Genomic DNA, 17,255 nt, shown 5'->3' on the forward strand with positions numbered 1-17,255 from the left:
TTCGCGAGTGCCCCCATGGGCTTAGGTCAAAAGTCCAGGGTCAGACTGGGACTGGTGGAGGATAGGACCGGGGAGGTGCCGGTGATGCCGGAGCTGTCGCAGGAGAGCGAGCGCGGAAAGGCCCTTGTGCCGTGGGGCGCGGCGGAGGTGACGGGGCCTTCGATGGTGCCGACGCTGCACCACGGGGACCGGTTGCTCGTGCGGTGGGGCGCGCGCGTACGTCCGGGTGACGTGGTGATCCTGTGCCACCCCTTCCAGCAGGACCTGTTGGTCGTCAAGCGGGCCAAGGAGCGGCGCGAGGGCGGGTGGTGGGTGCTCGGGGACAACGCCTTCGCGGGTGGGGACAGCACGGACTACGGCGTCGTTCCCGAGGAACTCGTCCTGGGGAAGGTGCGGTTCCGCTACCGTCCGCCGACGCCGGGCCGGCGTTCGCCGTTCGCGCTGGTGCGCTGGGCGCTGGGTGCCGTACGGCCGGTGCCCGCGGACCGCTCGGCCTCCAGGCGCTTGCGGGCGCGGTAGGCGGCGACGTTGGCCCGGGTCGCGCAGCGGTCCGAGCAGTAGCGCCGGGAGCGGTTGGTCGAGGTGTCCAGGTAGGCGTTGCGGCACGGCGCCGCCTCGCACAGCCCGAAGCGCTCCACGCCGTGTTCGGTGAGGTGGAAGGCGAGGCCCATCGCGGCGATGGCGGCGTACCCCGCGGTCGCGTTCGAGGGGTGGTCCGCCAGGTGCATGTGCCACAGGGGGCGGCCGTCGTCGTCCCGGTGGTCGTGGCCCGAGATCTGCGGGCTGACGGGGAACTCCAGGAGCAGTGAGTTCAGCAGGTCGACCGCGAGCGTCTCGTCGCCGGCGTCCGCCGCCTCGAAGACCGCCCGGAGCCTGCCCCGCACGGACCGGAAGCGGGTGACGTCGGAGTCGGTCGCGCGACGGGCCATCTGGGTGCTCGGCCCGAACAGCTCCTTGATCGCCTCGACGGACGTCAGCGTGTCCTTGTTGCGGCCCGGCTCCTCGCTGTTGACCAGGCGTACGGCGTAGTCCGAGTAATAGGCCAGTTCCACTTGTAGTCCTTACGAGGGCGGGCTATGGTCATTCTCGTCGGCCGGTAATGGCCGATTGCGGTACCAGGGTATTACGGAGTGGAGGGGTTCTGATGACGGAAACGGGGACCGGAACCGAGGCGGGGGCCGCGTTCGGCACCGACTGGCGCGCCTGGCAGGACAGCTGGGACCGGCAGCAGCAGTGGTACCTGCCCGACCGCGAGGAGCGGTTCCGCATCATGCTGGACATGGTCGAGGCCGTGGTCGGCACCGCACCGCGCGTCCTCGACCTGGCGTGCGGTACGGGAAGTATTACGGACCGGCTCCTCAAGAGGTTCCCGAACGCGACAAGCGTCGGCGTCGACCTCGACCCCGCCCTGCTCACCATCGCCGAGGGCACCTTCGCCGGGGACGACCGGGTCACCTTCGTCACCGCCGACCTGAAGGACCCCGACTGGACCGCCGTGCTGCCGCACGACAGCTACGACGCCGTGCTCACCGCCACCGCGCTGCACTGGCTGTACAGCGAGCCGCTCGCCGCCCTCTACGGCCAGGTCGCAGGCCTCGTACGGGACGGCGGCGTCTTCATGAACGCCGACCACATGCCCGACCCCGCGACGCCCCGTCTGAACGAGGCCGACCGCGCCCAGCGCCACGCCCGGATGGACCGGGCCAAGGCCGAGGGCGCGGTGGACTGGAAGGAATGGTGGCAGCTCGCCGCCAAGGACCCGGTGCTTGCCGAGCCCACCGCCAAGCGCTTCGAGATCTACGGCGAGCACGCGGACGGCGACACCCCGCCGCCCGAGTGGCACGCGCGGACGCTGCGCGAGGCGGGGTTCGGCGAGGCGCGGACGGTGTGGGCCTCGCCCTCCGATGCGATGGTTCTTGGGCTCAAGTGACCGGCGCGCGAAGGGGCGGTACGGATGCGTGATCCGTACCGCCCCTTCCGCGCGTTCCCGGGTGCGGGTCCGCCGTGGTTGCTCGCGCAGTTCCCCGCGCCCCTTACGGGGTGCTGCTACAGCACCTTCGACAGGAACGACTGCGTCCGCTCCTGCTGCGGGTTGGTCAGGACCTCGCGCGGGTGGCCCGACTCGACCACCACGCCCTCGTCCATGAAGACGAGGCTGTCGCCGACCTCGCGGGCGAAGCCCATCTCGTGCGTGACGACGACCATGGTCATGCCGGACTCCGCGAGGTCGCGCATGACGTCGAGCACGTCACCGACGAGCTCGGGGTCGAGCGCCGAGGTCGGCTCGTCGAAGAGCATCAGCTTCGGGTCCATCGCCAGCGCGCGGGCGATGGCCACGCGCTGCTGCTGGCCACCGGAGAGCTGCGAGGGGTAGTTGCCCGCCTTGTCGCCGAGGCCGACCCGCTCCAGGAGTTGTCCGGCCCGCTCCCGGGCCTGGGCCTTGGCGACGCCCTTGACCTGGATCGGCGCCTCCATGACGTTCTCCAGCGCCGTCATGTGCGGGAAGAGGTTGAAGCGCTGGAAGACCATGCCGATGTCCCGGCGCTGCAGGGCGACCTCGTTGTCCCTCAGCTCGTAGAGCTTGTCGCCCTTCTGCCGGTAGCCGACGAGGTTCCCGTCGACGTACAGCCGGCCGGCGTTGATCTTCTCCAGGTGGTTGATGCAGCGCAGGAACGTCGACTTGCCGGAGCCGGACGGGCCGATGAGGCAGAACACCTCGCCCGACTTCACCTCCAGGTCGATGCCCTTGAGGACCTCTACGTTGCCGAAGGACTTGTGGACGCCCTCGGCCTTCACCATGGCGGTCATCAGCGGACACCTCCGGCGCCGCGGTTGCTCAGCGACAGCATGTTGGCCTTGATCTTCTGGAAGGGGGTGTCCGGCAGGGAGCGCGACGAACCGCGGGCGTAGTAACGCTCCAGGTAGAACTGACCGACGCTGAGGATCGACGTCATGATCAGGTACCAGCAGGCGGCGAGCAGCAGCGTCTCCACCGTGGCGCCCGACGAGGTGCCGATGTCCTGCGCGTACTTGAGGAGCTCGTAGTACTGGACGGCGGCCACCAGCGACGTCGTCTTCAGCATGTTGATGAACTCGTTGCCCGTCGGCGGCACGACGACGCGCATCGCCTGTGGAAGCACCACGCGGCGCAGCGTCTTGTTGTGGCTCATGCCGAGCGCGTGCGCGGCCTCGGTCTGGCCCTCGTCGACCGAGAGCAGACCGGCACGGCAGATCTCCGCCATGTACGCGGCCTCGTTGAGGCCGAGGCCGAGCAGCGCCGTCAGCATCGGCGTCATGAAGTCCGACCACTCGTCCTTGTAGATCGGACCGAGGTTGATGTAGTCGAAGACGAAGCCGAGGTTGAACCAGACGAAGAGCTGGACCAGGACCGGCGTACCGCGGAAGAACCAGATGTAGAACCAGGCGATCGACTGCGTGACCGGGTTCTTCGACAGCCGCATGATCGACAGGAGCACACCGCCGACCACGCCGATCAGCATCGAGAGGAAGGTGAGGATCAGGGTCTCGCGGACGCCCCTGAGGATGCGGTCGTCGAAGAAGTTGTCGGGGATGGCGCCCCAGTTGATGTCGCCCTGCGAGAAGGCGTAGACGATCGAGGCGAGTACGCCGATCGCGAGGACGGCGGCGACGTACCGGCCGAAGTGCCGGACCGGGATGGCCCTGATGGCCTCCGCCGGGCGGGCCGTGGGGACGTCGTCCGCCGGGCCCTTCTTGGAGATGTCGGGGGTCACGTGAGTGGCCTTTCAGCGACGGGGAGGGAGGGGGAGGGGATCACTTGCCGCCGTTGACCTTGGCCTTCTTGACAGCGCCGTCCTCGACGCCCCACTTCTTGATGATCTTGTCGTAGTCGCCGTTCTTGATGATCGCGTCGAGCGCGGCCTGGATGGCGTCCCGCAGCTTGGGGTTCTTCTTGGAGACCGCGATGCCGTACGGGGCGGCCTCGACCTGCTCGCCGACCAGCTCGAAGTCCTTGCCGCCGCCCGAGGTCTTCACCGCGTACGCGGCCACGGGGAAGTCGGACGAACCCGCGTCGGCGCCGCCGGAGCGCAGTCGGGTCTGGGCCTGCTGGTCGTTGTCGAACTGCTCGATCGCGATCTTCTTGCCGCCCTTGCACTTCTTCGACTCGGCCTTGGCCAGGTCGTGCGAGACGGTGCCGCGCTGGACGACGATCTTCTTGCCGCAGAGGTCCGCCCAGGTCTCGATGGACTGGGTGTCGCCCTTCTTGGTGTAGATCGAGACGCCCGCGGTGAAGTAGTCGATGAAGTCGACGCCGTCACCGACCTTCTTGCCGGTCTCCTCGTCGATGCCCTCCTGGCGGTTCTTGGTGTCGGTCATGGCCGACATCGCGACCTGGTAGCGCTTGGAGCGCAGGCCGCCGAGGAGGGTGTCGAAGGTGCCGTTCTCGAACTCGAACTTCACGCCGAGCTGCTTGCCGAGCGCCTCGCCCAGATCGGGGTCGATGCCGACGGTGTTGCCGGACTTGTCCTTGAACTCGACCGGCGGGTAGGCGATGTCGGACCCGACCTTGATGACGCCCTTGTCGCGGATGTCCTGGGGGAGCTTGTCGGCGAGCGGGGCATTGCTGACCGAATCGCTTCCCCTGTCGTTGGTCTGGTCGCCGCAGCCGGAGAGCAGCAGCGTGCCGGCGACCGCGATCGTGCCGACCGCCGTGATCCGAGACCTGACGGACTTGGCTGCGGTCCTGCGACAAATGGAGCTGGCGGTCATGGTGGGTCCTCCGGCGGATGAGGGAGTTGCCGATGGGTCGGGCACACACCTTCGGGTGTCGCGACCTCGTGTGATGACGGCATCTTGCCATTCGGACCGTCCGATTTCGGGTGCCGGAGATGTCAAAATCGGATAACGGGCGCGCTTCGAATCCCGCCATCCCGGTACGCCAAGGGTGTATGGGGGTCGGAGCGAATCGTCGTTAACCAAGCGATATCCGGTGGATCTCGCTATGTGGACCCCTTGCGGTCACTATTCGGAGAATTCGGACATCCACTGTTCGGTGCCGTGAAGAGTGCTCCTTTTCCGGCCGGTCACCTGCGGGGCTCAGCGACATTCGTCCCGTCCTCTAGGGACGTCTGCGGAGCTGGCTGCAACCAATGTCACTCGCCCGTGCCCACCCCCTTCGGGTACAAAGGTTGGCTACACCCCTCATCCGGGGCCCAGGGCGCGTGTGCGGCGCGCTCGCGTGTCCGTACCTCCCTCCGCCGACAGGCGGAGAACGGACGCGGTGCCCGCCCACTTCTCAACCGGGAGTGGACACCCTCAACTGATGAATAAGACTTAAGGGGTCAGACAAGTGGCAGCGGAGATCGTCAATCCTCGCAGCGACAGCAGTACGGATCACGAGGGCCCCGCTGGTGCGGCCGAGCCCTTCGATCCGGCGTTTGCGCTGCACCGCGGCGGCAAGATGGCCGTGCAGGCCACCGTGCCGGTCCGCGACAAGGACGACCTGTCCCTGGCTTACACGCCCGGCGTCGCGAAAGTGTGCAGCGCGATCGCCGAGCGGCCGGAGCTCGTCCACGACTACACGTGGAAATCGAATGTCGTCGCCGTGGTGACCGACGGGACCGCGGTGCTCGGTCTCGGGGACATCGGCGCCGAGGCCTCCCTCCCGGTGATGGAGGGCAAGGCCATTCTGTTCAAGCAGTTCGGCGGCGTGGACGCGGTGCCGATCGCGCTCGCGACCACGGACGCCGACGAGATCGTCGAGACCGTCGTGCGCCTCGCGCCGTCGTTCGGCGGCGTCAACCTGGAGGACATCTCGGCACCCCGGTGCTTCGAGATCGAGCGCAAGCTGCAGGAGCGCCTCGACATCCCCGTCTTCCACGACGACCAGCACGGCACCGCCGTCGTCACGCTGGCCGCCCTGCGGAACGCGGCGAAGCTGACCGGGCGCACGCTCGGCGAGCTGCGCGCCGTGATCTCCGGCGCCGGCGCGGCCGGGGTCGCCATCGCCAAGTTCCTGCTGGAGGCGGGGCTCGGGGACGTGGCGGTCGCCGATCGCAAGGGCGTCGTGAGCCGCGACCGGGACGACCTCACCCCGGTCAAGCGCGAGCTCGCCGAGCTGACCAACAAGGCCGGCATCAGCGGTTCGCTGGAGGCGGCCCTGGAGGGCGCCGACGTGTTCATCGGCGTCTCGGGCGGCACCGTCCCCGAGCCGGCCGTCGCGTCCATGGCGCCGAACTCCTTCGTGTTCGCCATGGCCAACCCGAACCCCGAGGTCCACCCCGACGTCGCGCACAAGTACGCGGCCGTGGTGGCGACCGGCCGCTCGGACTACCCGAACCAGATCAACAACGTGCTCGCCTTCCCCGGCATCTTCGCCGGAGCGCTCCAGGTGCGCGCCTCCCGCATCACCGAGGGCATGAAGATCGCCGCGGCCGACGCCCTCGCGGACGTCGTCGGGGACGACCTCTCCGCGGACTACGTGATCCCCTCGCCGTTCGACGAGCGGGTCGCCCCGGCCGTGACGGCCGCGGTCGCCGCCGCCGCCCGCGCCGAGGGCGTGGCCCGGAGCTGACGCCGGACCCGGTACCTCTCGCGCCCCCTGCCGTGCACCTCGTGCGGCAGGGGGCGCGGTGCGTTGGGCGGGATGCGGGGCCGGGTGGGGGCGCGGCGGTGCGCCCGCGGGTACGTGCGCGGGGGTCACCCGGCGGCGACGGCCTGTAGCGGCGCGTGTCACAGCCGTACGAGGTTCCGTCGGAGCGCAGGTCAGGCCTAGGGTCACCTCATGTTCGCTGCCTACGCTGCTCGTATCGACCGTGACCAGCCGCTCACCGGCCTCGAGTTGGGGGAGCGGCCCGCCCCCGAGGCGCGCCCCGGCTGGTCGACCGTGAACGTCAGGGCCGCCTCCCTCAACCACCACGACCTCTGGTCGCTGCGCGGGGTCGGCCTCGCCGAGGACAAGCTGCCGATGATCCTCGGCTGTGACGCCGCCGGGATCGACGAGGACGGCAACGAAGTGGTGCTCCACTCCGTCATCGGGCAGACGGGCCACGGCGTCGGGCCGCGCGAGGGCCGCTCGATCCTCACCGAGAAGTACCAGGGCACCTTCGCCGAGCGCGTCGCCGTCCCCACCTGGAACGTCCTGCCCAAGCCGAAGGAACTCTCCTTCGCCGAGGCGGCCTGCCTCCCCACGGCGTGGCTGACCGCGTACCGCATGCTCTTCACCAACGCCGGGGTGCGCCCCGGGGATTCGGTCCTCGTGCAGGGCGCGGGCGGCGGTGTCGCCACGGCCGCGATCGTGCTCGGCAAGGCGGCCGGCCTGCGGGTCTTCGCCACGAGCCGGGACGAGGCCAAGCGGAAGCGGGCGCTCGAACTGGGCGCGGTGGAGGCCGTCGAGGCGGGCGCGCGGCTCCCGCAGCGGGTGGACGCCGTCATCGAGACGGTGGGCGCGGCCACCTGGTCCCACTCGGTCAAGTCGCTGAAGCCCGGCGGCACGCTGGTCATCTCCGGGGCCACCAGCGGCGACCGGCCCTCGCACGCCGAACTCACCCGGATCTTCTTCCTTGAGCTGAAGGTCGTCGGCTCGACCATGGGGACCAAGGACGAGCTGGAGGACCTGCTGGCCTTCTGTGCCGCGACCGGCGTACGGCCGGTGATCGACGAGGTGCTGCCCCTGGACCGGGCCCGGGAGGGCTTCGAACGGCTGGAGTCGGGCGAGCAGTTCGGAAAGATCGTCCTGGAGCCCTGAGCCCTGAGCCCTGAGGCGTCAGGGCGCCCTCCCTCCTTTCGTGTCAACCACGGTTGACGCTCACCTCATGTCAACGTAAGTTGACATGTATGACCGAAGCAACGGATCTCGCCGAGCGTGCGGGCGATCGCGACCCACGGATCGGGCTGCGAGCCGTCACCGCGCTGCGAAAGCTGGTGGAGCAGCTGGAGGCCGTGCAGGTGCGCAGCGCGCGCCGGCAGGGCTGGTCGTGGCAGGAGATCGCCGCGGAGCTCGGGGTGAGCAGGCAGGCCGTGCACAAGAAGTACGGGAGGCAGTGATGTTCGAGAAGTTCACCGAGGAGGCCCGCGCGGTGGTCGTGGGCGCGGTGGAGCAGGCGGAGCGGGAGGGCGCCCCGTCGGTCGATGACGGACACCTGTTGCTCGCCCTGCTCGCGCAGCTCGACGAGGGCGCCGGCGTCAGTCGTGCCGCGTTCGCCCTGACGGCCCTCGGGGTCGCGGAGCGGCGCGGGTCGGTCGAAGGGGCCCTCGCCGAGGCGCGGCGCCGGGGTGGGCTCTCGCAGGCCGACGCGGAGGCGCTCGCCGGCCTCGGCATCGACGTCGACGAGATCGTCTCCCGGGTCGAGGAGGCGCACGGGACCGGCGTACTGGCGGGCGCGGTCGCCGGCGCCGGCCACGAGGGCGGTCGAGGTGACGAGAGTGGCCGAGGCGACGAGGGCGCGCCGCGCAAGGGCTGGAAGGCGTGGCTCGGGCGGCGTCCCTTCGGGCGGGACGCCAAGGAGGTCCTCACGAAGTCCCTGCGGATCGCGACCGCCCGCCGCGACCGGGTCATCGGGGGCCACCACCTCCTCCTGGCGCTCACGGTCCGCCCCGGCATGGTCTCGGAGATCCTCGCGGACCACGGCGTCACGTACGCGGACCTGGAACGGATCCTGTACCCCACACCTGCCTGAGCCGCCGTACCGAGGGCGCCGTCACGGGGCCCGGCGGGGTGTGCGGGGTGTGCGGGGTGTGGCGCCGCGTCCCCGCCGGGTCGGGTGGTCGGGTCGGTCAGGAGCTGTGGTCCGGGGCGCGCAGGGTGGCCGCGATGTGGGCCGCCGCCTCGGACAAGTGGCGCCTGGAATCCCGCAGTTGCTCCTCCGTCACCCCGTGGTCCCGGGCCGCGTCGCGGATGTCGTCGCGGAAGCGGTCCAGGAGGCGGTCGAGGTCTCTGGCGGGATTGCCGGTGGAGTCCTCGCGGGCCCAGTCGGGGAGGTACTCCACGGGGAGATCCTCGGCGGCGGTACTGAACTTGGGCGTCCGGGCCCCGTCCGCGGCGCCCTCGCCGGAGCTGTCCTCGGTGCCGGCCCCGGCGCTGTCCTTGGCTCTGTCCTTGACGCTGCCCTCGGGGCCCTCCTTCCCGAGGTGGGTGCCGAAGCTCTTGCCGAGGTCCATGCCGAACTCGCCGAACTCCTTGGCCAGTTCGGAGAGGCCCTCGCCCACACCCGTGGGCCAGTCGCCCCGCGCGAAGTGGTCCTGGACCTGCTCCTGCACGCGCCGGGCGATGCGCTGGACCTGCTCCTGCGCCTCACGGGCCTGGGCGCGCGCCCTCTCCTGGGCGTCCTTGGCCTGCCTGCGGGCGCGCTGGGCCTCCTCGCGGGCCCGGCGGCTCTCGTCCTTCGCCCGCCTTGCCTGCTCCTTCCACTCCTGCCTGGCCCGCTTGAACTCCTCCTTCGCCTGGCGCCAGCTCTCCTTGTCGCCCAGGGAACCGTCGAAGAAATCGCCCGGGTCCGGGAAGGGATGCGTCGGGGGCTGGCCGCCCGTGGCGCGCGCCTCCCTGGCGGCGGCCCGCATCTCGCGGCGCAGCTCACCGGCGGCGCCCTGGACGCCGTCGCGGATCTCGGCGGCGAGCTCGGCGACCGAGTCGCGGATCTCCAGCTCCAGGTCGGCCAGTTCGCCGCTGCGGTCGGCCAGCTCGGCCCGGCCGGCGTCCGTGATGGCGTAGACCTTCCGGCCGCCTTCGGTGGTGTGGGTGACCAGACCCTCGGCCTCCAGCTTGGCGAGGCGGGGGTAGACCGTGCCGGCGGAGGGTGCGTACAGGCCCTGGAAGCGCTCTTCGAGGAGGCGGATCACCTCATAGCCGTGGCGGGGGGCTTCGTCGAGCAGCTTGAGCAGATACAGGCGCAGGCGGCCGTGGGCGAACACGGGGGGCATGTCAGAGCACCTTCTTGTCGGTCGGGCCGTCTTGCGGGTCGCTCGGGCTGTCGTGCCGGGTGGCGGGGGCGGCGTCGGACGGGGCGGGGTCCAGGGGGACCTCGTCGTACGGCTCTTCCTCCGTCGGTGGCCTGCGCAGGAGCGCGATGGAGCCGGAGACGGTCGTCGCCTTGAGCCGACCGCGGCCGGTGCCGAGCCGGCCCGTGATCCGCTTGGCACCCCACTGGCCGCCCACCCGCAGGTCCTCGAAGGCGTTCGACACCGCGCCGCTCGCCGTGTCGACCTCGACCTCGGCGTCCGCCGGGTGCGGGAGCCGTATGGCGATCTCGCCCGAGACGCTCGTCAGCGCGACGTCGGTCGGGCTGCCCGCCGGGGTGAGGTCCACGACCATCGAGCCGCTCACCGAGTCGGCCCGGACGGAGGGGCCCGCGGCCTCGACGACCGTGAGATTGCCGGAGACGGAGTTGAAACGGAGGTCGCCGGTGACGCCCTGCGCCTCCAGGCTGCCGGAGACCGTGTCCGCGCGGACCTTGCCCGCGAGGCCGAGCAGCGTCGTGTCGCCGGTGACTCCCTTCACCGTCGCGCGTCCTTCGATGCCGGAGATCACCGCGGACGCGCCGACCACGCCCACCTCGACGCGGGTGCCTGCGGGGACGGCGAGGGAGACGACCGCGCTGCGGTGCCAGCCCTTGCGGTCGAGCCACTTCAGGAAGCCCTTCCAGGGCAGGTCGTCATAGGCGACGGTGAGGGTGCCGCCCTTCTCCGTCACGGTCAGGGGCGGGCCCTGGATCTCGGTGACTTCCAGGCGGGCGGAACCTTCGTCGGTGCCCACCACGTTGACCGTTCCGTTCACCACGCGGACGTGGAGTGCTGTCACGGGGGCGTCGAACGTGAGCTTCCGGGGCTCGGCGACGGACCACTCCGACATGAGCTGACCTCCTGGACGGGCCTCGGCGGGCCGGGTTCGACGCGCCATATCGCGTCCTATGCCATTCACGATATATCGCGGATACGGGAAGTCAAGACACACGAACGGGTGACCGGGCGGCCGAGTGGCCTGGATGGCGATCTATGCGCTGAATGCCCCGATCTGTCCTAGCGTGGGGCCATGTCGTCCGACGCTTCCCCGCCCGAGACCCCTGGACCCGCCGGCGCCGCCGCAGGTTCCTCCCATGTCGCGGGTGCGCTGCTGCTCTGCCGGGCCGAGCCCGACGCCGTCGAGCCCGCCGCCCGGCTCCTCCGCGAACGGATGCTGCTGGCGGAGGCGGGCCCCGGCTGGAGCGTGCTGGTGCCCGAGGGCACTCCGTGGTTGCACGGCGAGGAGCCGGTCGACCGCGTGCTCACCGGGTGGGCCACCGCGCTCGCCGTCGGCTCGGGCCGGCCCGCGCTCGCCCTGTGGTGGGACCGCGACTGGTCCGGCTGCACCCTCGCCGTGGGCTTCCGGCGGACCGTCGGCTACGAATGGCTCGCGAACGGGACGCCCGTGGGGGAGGACGAGGCGATGCGGACGCTGGCCGCGCGGCTTGGCCTCGACCCCGTACTGGACATGCAGTCCCTCGACGCGCTCGCCCACCCCGACACGGCGGCCGACGCCCGCGTGAGGATGCTCGGCCTCCTCGCCGTCCTCTCCCGCACGGGCCTCACCCTGCCGCCCGGCCTCACCCCCGGCCAACCCGCCGACCGCCTGCGCGAGGCCGCGCGGACCCGGCAGGGCGTACGTCAGGTCGATTGGCCCGGCTGGCGGGACGCGGTGCGAGTGGATTTCGGCGCGGTCGACAGAGGCCCGCTCGGCCCGTGGGTGCGTGGGCCCCGGGCGCGGGGGCTGGCTGCGGCTCACGTGGTGGTGGGGTTGCCGCTCGGGGTGTGGGCGGTTCGGCGGCGGAGTGGTGGGTGGGGTGCGGCGGCAGCGCTGCTGCTGGCGCAGGGCGCGGCTGGGTTCGCGTATGACCGGAGGCGGGTGCGGGGCTGAGGGCCGGGGGCTTAAGCGGGCCGGTCTGCTCGGCGGGTTCTGAGGCGTGGGGTCGCGGGTGAGGAACCCGTGGGTGCGTGGGCCCCGGGCGCGGGGGCTGGCTGCGGCTCACGTGGCGGCGGCGCTGCTGCTGGCGCAGGGCGTGGCTGGGCTCGCGTACGACCGGGGACGGGCGCGGGGTTGAGGGCGGGGCTGGTCGGCTCGGCGGGTTCCGAGACGTGGGGTCGCGGGTGAGGAGCCCGTAGGTGTGTGGGCCCCGCGCGCGGGGGCTCGCCTGCGGCTCATGTCGCGGTGGGGGTGCCCCTTGGGGTGTGGGCGGTTCGGCGGCGGAGTGGTGGGTGGGGTGTGGCGGCGGCGCTGCTGCTGGCGCAGGGCGTGGCTGGGCTCGCGTACGACCGGAGGCGGGCGCGAGGCTGAGAGCACGGGGCTGAGGGCGGGGCTGGCCCGCTCGCGGCTTGAAGGGCGCGGCCGGGCTTTGCGTACGACCAGAGGCGGGCGCGAGGCTGAGAGCACGCTGAGGGCGGGGCTGGCCCGCTCGCGGCATGAAGGGTGCGGCCGCACCGGAGGCGGGCGCGGGGCTGAGAGAGTGCCGCGCGGCACGTCGCGGCTATGCCACGCGGGCGCCCCATCAGGCGGCGAACGCGCGCCGTATGGGCTTCGGTGGCGAGGGCCTCGTGGGCGGGCGGCCGAGCCACCGTCTCGTCGACGCGCTGGTCGCCCACGGGGACGTGGACACCCTCCATGCGCGCGTGCACGCCCACTTCGACGCCGGCGCGGCGCCGACCCACGTCTGCGTACAGGTGCTCACCAGAGAACCGGGCACCCTGCCGCTGCCGCACTGGCGGGAGCCGGTCCCCGCTCTGCTCGGCGGGTGACGGCCTCCGCTAGCCGTCCTCTGCCGCAGTGGCGCCGTGCTCCTGGACGACGCCGGGCAGGAAACCGGGGGAGCTCCCCCCACCCTCCTCAGCGCAGCACTGCCGCCGCTACTCGTCCTCGTCCGCTGCCGCGCACTGGCGGGAGCCCCCCACCCCCCTCAGCGCAGCACTCCCGCGTTACTCGTCCTCGTCCTCGTCGTCCAAGCGGGCCAGCCACGTCGCCAGGCGTTCCACCGGGACCTCGAAGTCGGGGTTGAGGTCGACGAAGGTGCGGAGCTGTTCGGCGAGCCACTCGAAGGTGACCTCCTCCTCGCCGCGCCGCTTCTCCAGTTCCTCGATGCCACGGTCGGTGAAGTACAACTCATGCTCCTGGTGCGGACGGCTGCTACCCGTTCATGGTAGGCGCTCAAAGGGCCGCGAACGCCGGTGGGCCCGGTCCCGAGCGACAAGTGCTCGGGACCGGGCCCACCCACGTACGACAGCCGGGGCTAGGCCTCGAAGACCTCGCTGATCAGCTGCTCCTGCTCGGCCTGGTGGCGCTTGGCCGAACCGACCGCCGGGGACGAGCTGTGCGGCCGCGAGATGCGGCGCAGGCGCTCGCCGTGCGGGATGTCCGCGCCGACCGCCAGGTCCAGGTGGTCGATGAGGTTGAGGGCGATGAAGGGCCACGCGCCCTGGTTCGCCGGCTCCTCCTGCGCCCACAGGTACTTCTCGGCGTTCGGGTACTTGGCGATCTCCGCCTGGAGCTCGGCACCGGGCAGCGGGTACAGCCGCTCGATCCGGATGATCGCCGTGTCCGTGGCGCCGCGCTTCTGACGCTCGGCCTCCAGGTCGTAGTACAGCTTGCCCGCGCAGAAGACGACCTTGCGGACGGCGGACGCCTCGACCGACGCGTCGCCGATGACCGGACGGAAGCCGCCCGTCGTGAACTCCTCCGTCTTCGAGGCCGCCGCCTTCAGGCGCAGCATCGACTTCGGGGTGAAGACCACCAGCGGCTTGTGGTGCGGGTTGTGCACCTGCCACCGCAGGAGGTGGAAGTAGTTCGACGGGAGGGTCGGCATCGCGACCGTCATGTTGTTCTGCGCGCACAGCTGGAGGAAGCGCTCGATGCGGGCGGACGAGTGGTCCGGACCCTGGCCCTCGTAACCGTGCGGCAGCAGCAGCGTGACGCCCGAGTGCTGGTTCCACTTCTGCTCGGCGGCGGAGATGTACTCGTCCACCACCGTCTGCGCGCCGTTGACGAAGTCACCGAACTGCGCCTCCCACATGACGAGGGACTCGGGACGGGCCAGCGAGTAGCCGTACTCGAAGCCCATCACCGCGTACTCGGAGAGGAGCGAGTCGTAGACGTTGTAGCGCGCCTGGTCCTCGGAGAGGTACATCAGCGGCGTGAAGTCCTCGCCCGTCGCGCGGTCGATGAGGACCGCGTGGCGCTGGCCGAACGTGCCGCGGCGGGAGTCCTGGCCCGACAGGCGGACCGGGGTGCCCTCGAGGAGCAGCGAGCCGATGGCGAGGGTCTCGCCCATGCCCCAGTCGATCGTGCCCTCTTCGACCATCGTCGCGCGGCGCTGCAACTGGGGCAGCAGACGCGGGTGGACGGTGACCCGGTCGGGGATGTTGACCTGGGACTCGGCGATCCGCTTGACGACCTCCTGGGAGATCGCGGTGTCGACGTGGACCGGGAACTCGGCCTGCGGGGCGGGCACGTCGGCCTGCGCCGGCTGCGAGACGGCCTCGCGGACCTCGGTGAAGACCTTCTCCAGCTGGCCCTGGAAGTCCTGCAGCGCCTGCTCGGCCTCTTCCAGGGTGATGTCGCCGCGACCGATGAGGGACTCGGTGTAGAGCTTGCGCACCGAGCGCTTCTTGTCGATCAGGTCGTACATCAGCGGCTGCGTGAACGCCGGGTTGTCCGACTCGTTGTGACCGCGGCGGCGGTAGCAGATGAGGTCGATCACCACATCCTTGTTGAACGCCTGGCGGAACTCGAAGGCGAGCCGGGCGACGCGGACGACGGCCTCGGGGTCGTCGCCGTTCACGTGGAAGATCGGCGCCTCGATCATGCGGGCCACGTCGGTGGCGTACATGGAGGAGCGCGACGACTCCGGGGCGGCGGTGAAGCCGACCTGGTTGTTGATGACGATGTGGACCGTGCCGCCCGTGCGGTAGCCGCGCAGCTGCGACATGTTGAGCGTCTCGGCGACCACACCCTGGCCCGCGAAGGCCGCGTCACCGTGCAGGGCGACGGGCAGGACCGTGAAGTCCGTGCCGCCCTTGTTGATGATGTCCTGCTTGGCGCGGACGATGCCCTCGATGACCGGGTCGACCGTCTCCAGGTGGGACGGGTTGGCGGCCAGCGAGACCTTGATCTGCTCGCCGTCCAGGCCGGTGAAGGTGCCCTCGGCGCCCAGGTGGTACTTCACGTCGCCGGAGCCGTGCATGGACTTGGGGTCCATGTTGCCCTCGAACTCGCGGAAGATCTGGGCGTACGACTTGCCGACGATGTTGGCGAGGACGTTCAGGCGGCCGCGGTGGGCCATGCCGATGACGACCTCGTCCAGGCGCGCCTCGGCGGCGCTGTCGAGCACGGCGTCGAGCAGCGGGATGACGGACTCGCCGCCCTCCAGGGAGAAGCGCTTCTGGCCGACGTACTTCGTCTGCAGGAAGGTCTCGAAGGCCTCCGCGGAGTTCAGCCGGCGCAGGATGCGCAGCTGCTCCTCGCGCTCGGGCTTGGTGGCGTGGGTCCGCTCGATGCGGTCCTGGAGCCACTTGCGCTGCTTCGGGTCCTGGATGTGCATGAACTCGACGCCGGTCGTGCGGCAGTACGAGTCGCGCAGCACGCCGAGGACGTCGCGCAGCTTCATCATCGACTTGCCGGCGAAGCCGCCGACCGCGAACTCCCGCTCCAGGTCCCACAGGGTGAGGCCGTGCTCGGTGATGTCCAGGTCGGGGTGCTTGCGCTGCTTGTACTCCAGCGGGTCCGTGTCGGCCATGACGTGGCCGCGGACGCGGTAGGAGTGGATCAGCTCGAAGACGCGGGCGGCCTTCGTGACGTCGTCGTCGTGCGAGGCGTCGATGTCCTTGAGCCAGCGGACCGGCTCGTAGGGGATCCGGAGCGCCTTGAAGATCTCGTCGTAGAACTCGTTCTCGCCGAGGAGGAGGTTGGCGACGATCCGCAGGAACTCGCCGGAGGCGGCGCCCTGGATGACCCGGTGGTCGTAGGTCGACGTGAGCGTCATGACCTTCGAGATGCCGAGCTTGTTCAGGGTGTCCTGGGAGGTGCCCTGGAACTCCGCGGGGTAGTCCATGGAGCCGACGCCCATGATGACCGACTGGCCGGGCATCAGGCGCGGGACCGAGTGGACGGTGCCGAGGCCGCCGGGGTTGGTCAGGGAGACCGTGACGCCGGTGAAGTCCTCCATCGTCAGCTTGTTGTCGCGGGCGCGACGGACGATGTCCTCGTAGGCCTGCCAGAACTCGAAGAAGTTCAGCGTCTCGGCCTTCTTGATGCCCGCGACCACCAGCTGGCGGTCGCCGTTGGGCTTCACCAGGTCGATGGCGAGGCCGAAGTTGATGTGCTCCGGCTTGACCAGGGTGGGCTTGCCGTCCTTCTCCTGGAAGGAGTAGTTCATCGACGGCATGGCCTTGATGGCCTGCACCATCGCGTACCCGATGAGGTGCGTGAAGGAGATCTTCCCGCCGCGGGCGCGCTTGAGGTGGTTGTTGATGACGATGCGGTTGTCGAAGAGCAGCTTCACCGGGACCGCGCGGACCGACGTCGCCGTCGGGACCTCGATCGAGGCGTTCATGTTCTTCGCGACCGCGGCGGCGGGGCCGCGCAGCGTCACGTACTCGGGACCGGCCGGGGCCGCGTCGGCAGCAGGCTCCGCCTTGGCGGCGGGCTTCGCGGCCGGCTTGGCCTCCGCGGGCTTGGCGGCCGGCTTCGCGGCGGGGGCCGGAGCGGTGGCCGCGGGCTTCGCGGGAGCGGCCGGAGCCGCGGCGGCGGGCGCGGCCTGGGCCGCGGGCTTCGCCGGAGCGGCGGGCGCGGCCTGGGCGGCGGGAGCACTGGTGGACGCGGCCCCCGCGGCCGCGTCACCCGCCGGCTTCGCCGGGGTGGCGGCTACGGAAGCGCCCGCCCCTGGCTTGTAGTCGGCGAAGAAGTCCCACCAGGCTCGGTCGACCGAATTCGGGTCCTGGAGGTACTGCTGATAGATCTCGTCGACGAGCCACTCATTGGGACCGAAGGCAGCAGCAGGGTCCTTGCCCTGCCCGTCTTGGTCGGTCGAGATGCTCGAGTTACTGGGGGACTGTGGCGACACGGCGGTAACCGCCCTCTTCCGCTTCACAAGGTGATGGACAGCGGAAATAAAGGCTACGCCTCCCAGGGCGCGAGATGCAGACCGGGCCCGGCATCCGTCGCGTAAGTCACACTGGATCAATGGTTTCGGCGCGTGAAATGGCGGGAAACAAGCGAGGTTCTGCAACGCGACATGGCCGCGCGGGTACGCCGGTGGGGC

General features: G+C 70.7%; 16 protein-coding genes. 8 read left to right on the plus strand and 8 right to left on the minus strand.

Features of this window, described 5'->3' with window-relative positions; translation table 11 throughout:
• The first annotated feature begins 84 nt into the window (after positions 1-84).
• Complete coding sequence (gene sodX / locus ACZ7DY_RS09030) at positions 85-519, plus strand: nickel-type superoxide dismutase maturation protease (protein WP_471132434.1); 435 nt, start codon at positions 85-87, stop codon at positions 517-519.
• Here sodX and ACZ7DY_RS09035 read toward each other — a convergent pair.
• Complete coding sequence (locus tag ACZ7DY_RS09035; RefSeq protein ID WP_471131935.1) at positions 402-1,052, minus strand: CGNR zinc finger domain-containing protein; 651 nt, start codon at positions 1,050-1,052, stop codon at positions 402-404. The genes sodX and ACZ7DY_RS09035 overlap by 118 nt on opposite strands.
• A gap of 92 nt (positions 1,053-1,144) precedes the next feature.
• Here ACZ7DY_RS09035 and ACZ7DY_RS09040 point away from each other — a divergent pair, with 92 nt between their 5' ends.
• A complete protein-coding gene (locus ACZ7DY_RS09040) occupies positions 1,145-1,930 on the plus strand; it encodes a methyltransferase (protein ID WP_471131938.1) in 786 nt (261 codons plus the stop codon).
• A 116-nt stretch (positions 1,931-2,046) separates the two neighbouring features.
• On the opposite strand, the gene ACZ7DY_RS09045 is transcribed toward ACZ7DY_RS09040, so the two are convergent.
• The 3 genes from ACZ7DY_RS09045 to ACZ7DY_RS09055 are packed head-to-tail and all read right to left on the minus strand — an operon-like array spanning position 2,047 to position 4,749.
• A complete protein-coding gene (locus ACZ7DY_RS09045) occupies positions 2,047-2,808 on the minus strand; it encodes an amino acid ABC transporter ATP-binding protein (protein WP_471131941.1) in 762 nt (253 codons plus the stop codon).
• Positions 2,808-3,752: an amino acid ABC transporter permease gene (locus tag ACZ7DY_RS09050; protein ID WP_471131944.1), complete on the minus strand. Its 945-nt coding sequence runs from the start codon at positions 3,750-3,752 to the stop codon at positions 2,808-2,810. The genes ACZ7DY_RS09045 and ACZ7DY_RS09050 overlap by 1 nt, the downstream gene beginning before the upstream one ends.
• Positions 3,753-3,792: 40 nt before the next feature.
• Entirely contained in the window at positions 3,793-4,749 is a 957-nt protein-coding gene (locus ACZ7DY_RS09055) for an ABC transporter substrate-binding protein (protein WP_471131945.1), read from the minus strand.
• Between the two features lie 580 nt (positions 4,750-5,329).
• Between ACZ7DY_RS09055 and ACZ7DY_RS09060 the strand changes: the two genes are divergently transcribed.
• The 4 genes from ACZ7DY_RS09060 to ACZ7DY_RS09075 all read left to right on the plus strand — a co-directional run bounded on the left by ACZ7DY_RS09060 (position 5,330) and on the right by ACZ7DY_RS09075 (position 8,657).
• The gene (locus tag ACZ7DY_RS09060; RefSeq protein WP_471131947.1) at positions 5,330-6,553 is read left to right on the plus strand and encodes an NAD(P)-dependent malic enzyme; all 1,224 of its coding nucleotides are present in this window, start codon (positions 5,330-5,332) and stop codon (positions 6,551-6,553) included.
• A gap of 210 nt (positions 6,554-6,763) precedes the next feature.
• Complete coding sequence (locus tag ACZ7DY_RS09065; protein WP_471131948.1) at positions 6,764-7,726, plus strand: zinc-binding dehydrogenase; 963 nt, start codon at positions 6,764-6,766, stop codon at positions 7,724-7,726.
• Between the two features lie 89 nt (positions 7,727-7,815).
• Positions 7,816-8,025 (plus strand): helix-turn-helix domain-containing protein, encoded by a 210-nt coding sequence (locus ACZ7DY_RS09070; protein WP_471131949.1) that lies wholly within the window; start codon positions 7,816-7,818, stop codon positions 8,023-8,025.
• Complete coding sequence (locus tag ACZ7DY_RS09075; RefSeq protein WP_471131950.1) at positions 8,025-8,657, plus strand: Clp protease N-terminal domain-containing protein; 633 nt, start codon at positions 8,025-8,027, stop codon at positions 8,655-8,657. Before ACZ7DY_RS09070 ends, ACZ7DY_RS09075 begins: the two co-directional genes overlap by 1 nt.
• A gap of 97 nt (positions 8,658-8,754) precedes the next feature.
• On the opposite strand, the gene ACZ7DY_RS09080 is transcribed toward ACZ7DY_RS09075, so the two are convergent.
• A complete protein-coding gene (locus ACZ7DY_RS09080) occupies positions 8,755-9,897 on the minus strand; it encodes a PadR family transcriptional regulator (protein WP_471131951.1) in 1,143 nt (380 codons plus the stop codon).
• Between the two features lies 1 nt (position 9,898).
• Positions 9,899-10,825, minus strand: a complete 927-nt coding sequence (locus ACZ7DY_RS09085; protein WP_471131953.1) for a DUF4097 family beta strand repeat-containing protein — start codon at positions 10,823-10,825, stop codon at positions 9,899-9,901.
• A gap of 180 nt (positions 10,826-11,005) precedes the next feature.
• On the opposite strand from ACZ7DY_RS09085, the gene ACZ7DY_RS09090 reads away from it, so the two are divergent.
• Positions 11,006-11,866, plus strand: a complete 861-nt coding sequence (locus tag ACZ7DY_RS09090) for a hypothetical protein (RefSeq protein WP_471131956.1) — start codon at positions 11,006-11,008, stop codon at positions 11,864-11,866.
• Positions 11,867-12,408: 542 nt separating this feature from the next.
• The gene (locus tag ACZ7DY_RS09095) at positions 12,409-12,741 is read left to right on the plus strand and encodes a hypothetical protein (protein ID WP_471131960.1); all 333 of its coding nucleotides are present in this window, start codon (positions 12,409-12,411) and stop codon (positions 12,739-12,741) included.
• 177 nt (positions 12,742-12,918) lie between these two features.
• Here ACZ7DY_RS09095 and ACZ7DY_RS09100 read toward each other — a convergent pair whose 3' ends face one another.
• Entirely contained in the window at positions 12,919-13,101 is a 183-nt protein-coding gene (locus ACZ7DY_RS09100) for a DUF6104 family protein (RefSeq protein ID WP_003961784.1), read from the minus strand.
• A gap of 128 nt (positions 13,102-13,229) precedes the next feature.
• Positions 13,230-17,057 carry a multifunctional oxoglutarate decarboxylase/oxoglutarate dehydrogenase thiamine pyrophosphate-binding subunit/dihydrolipoyllysine-residue succinyltransferase subunit gene (locus ACZ7DY_RS09105; protein WP_471131963.1) on the minus strand — a complete coding sequence of 1,276 codons (3,828 nt, stop codon included), beginning with the start codon at positions 17,055-17,057 and terminating at the stop codon, positions 13,230-13,232.
• Positions 17,058-17,255 lie beyond the last annotated feature (198 nt).

This window comes from Streptomyces sp. NPDC037013 (assembly GCF_055607265.1).